The sequence below is a fragment of the Curvibacter lanceolatus ATCC 14669 genome (assembly GCF_000381265.1).
In the GTDB taxonomy this organism is placed as follows: domain Bacteria; phylum Pseudomonadota; class Gammaproteobacteria; order Burkholderiales; family Burkholderiaceae_C; genus Curvibacter; species Curvibacter lanceolatus.
In genome coordinates this window covers 1-1,684 of the sequence record NZ_KB906319.1, presented here as the reverse complement: position 1 = coordinate 1,684, position 1,684 = coordinate 1, and the positions used below count along the sequence as shown (strand labels likewise).

Annotated in this window: 1 protein-coding gene; it reads right to left on the bottom strand. The window is 62.5% G+C overall.

The features are described 5' to 3' along the window. Nucleotides 1-31 precede the first annotated feature (31 nt). Nucleotides 32-1,611 (bottom strand): IS3 family transposase gene (locus tag F624_RS0131930; RefSeq protein WP_157443757.1). Its coding sequence is split into 2 segments (ribosomal slippage): nucleotides 32-1,170 and nucleotides 1,170-1,611, totalling 1,581 coding nucleotides; the frame shifts between segments, so codons are not numbered across the junction. Nucleotides 1,612-1,684: the final 73 nt, after the last annotated feature.

Here is a 1,684-nt window from a genome sequence, read left to right as displayed (position 1 = left end):
CCGGTGCGTGTCAAGAAAGTTGTCGCCTAATTCATGCGCGCCGAGGCGCTTTATCCAGTGCTGATTCCGTCGTCTTGATAGGTTCTGAGTCCCGCTCCGGGTTGAGCTTGACCACCGCGATGTGATCCCAGTTTCGGGTGTGTCTTGCCCACCTCGCCGGATGGCATTGGCGGGCCTGCTGGTACAGCTCATTGCGGCGCTTCAATATCTCCACGTCCTGCCCACTGTGGCGCTGCGCTGGCGTCACGTATCGAATCCCGCTGTGGCGGTGCTCCAGGTTGTACCAATGCACGAACCTCGCAGCCCAGGCCCGCGCATCACTCAGGTCCGCAAATCCGCTCTTGGGGTATTCCGGGCGATATTTGGCTGTTCTGAACAGCGCTTCCACAAACGCGTTGTCGTCGCTCACCCGGGGCCGCGAGTAGGAGGGTTTGACCCCCAGCCAGTGCAGCATGGCCAGCACCGTTGTGGCCTTGAGCGTGGCGCCGTTGTCGCCGTGCAGCACGGGCTTGCTGTCTTTGGCGGCAATCCCTTCGGCCAAGGCCGTGCGCTGCACCAGGCGAGCCGCGTGGTCCGAATCATCTTCGGCGTGAACCTCCCAGCCCACGACCTTGCGGCTGTACAGGTCCACGATCAGGTACAGGTAAAACCAACGCCCAGCCACGCTGGCTGGCAGGTAGGTCATGTCCCAGCACCAGACCTGGCCTGGTGCTGTGGCGATGTGCGTGGTCGGTGGCCGTTGCGCTCTCGGTGCTCGGGATCGGCTGCGGTGGGCGTTTTGCCCAGCCTGGCGCAGCACCCGAGCAAAGCTCGATTCGCTGGCCAGGTAACGGCCTTCGTCGGCCAGCAGAGGCACGATGCGCGCAGGTGGTAAATCCGCAAAGCGCGGCTCATTGGCGACACGCAACAGTTCGGCGCGTTCGGCCTCACTCAAGGCGTGTGAGGGGCTTGGGCGATGGCCATGGGGGCGTTGATCGCCACCCAGCACGGCACCCGTTGCCCGGCTCCGCCAGCGCTGCAGGGTGCGTTCGCTCAGGCCACACAGCTCGCAGGCCTGCGCCAGTCGGGCCCCGGCATTGCAGGCCTGGGTGATGAGGTCAGACATCTGTTGACGATCTTCAAGCGAGGTCATTCGTCCTCGTCTCTGTCCTTTTGGAAGATCGTCTCTAACTTTTTTGACAGCACCAGCAAGGCTGCGGTTTCTGCCAAGGCCTTCTCTTTGCGGCGCAGATCGCGCTCGAGCTCTTTGATGCGGCGCCGGTCTTGGGCGGTTTGCGAGGGGCTGGCCCGTTGATCTTGAGGGGCAGCCAAAGACTGGGCTGCGGTTTGCCGCCACAGTTGCAGATCGTGCAGTAGCACCCCATTGGCTCGGCACCAGGCGCTCTTGGCGGTTTCGTCCATGGCGGCTGTGGTCAGCAGGGCATCAAAGCGGGCCGCGGCACTCCAGACTTTGCTGTCACTGCGGGGCTGGCTCAAAGCATCACTGCGCCAACGCTCAAGGGTTGAGGCGCTCACTCCGACCTCGGCTGCCACTTGATCCAGTGGGGCGCTTTCTGGTGGCAACAGCTTTGCCAATGCTTTGTTCTTGAAGTCTTGTCCGTATCGGGCCACGTCGTTCTCTCATCGTCCTCACCCCCTAGTTTCTTCTGTTTTAAGGAGGCGACAACAAGTCTGACACGGGGGG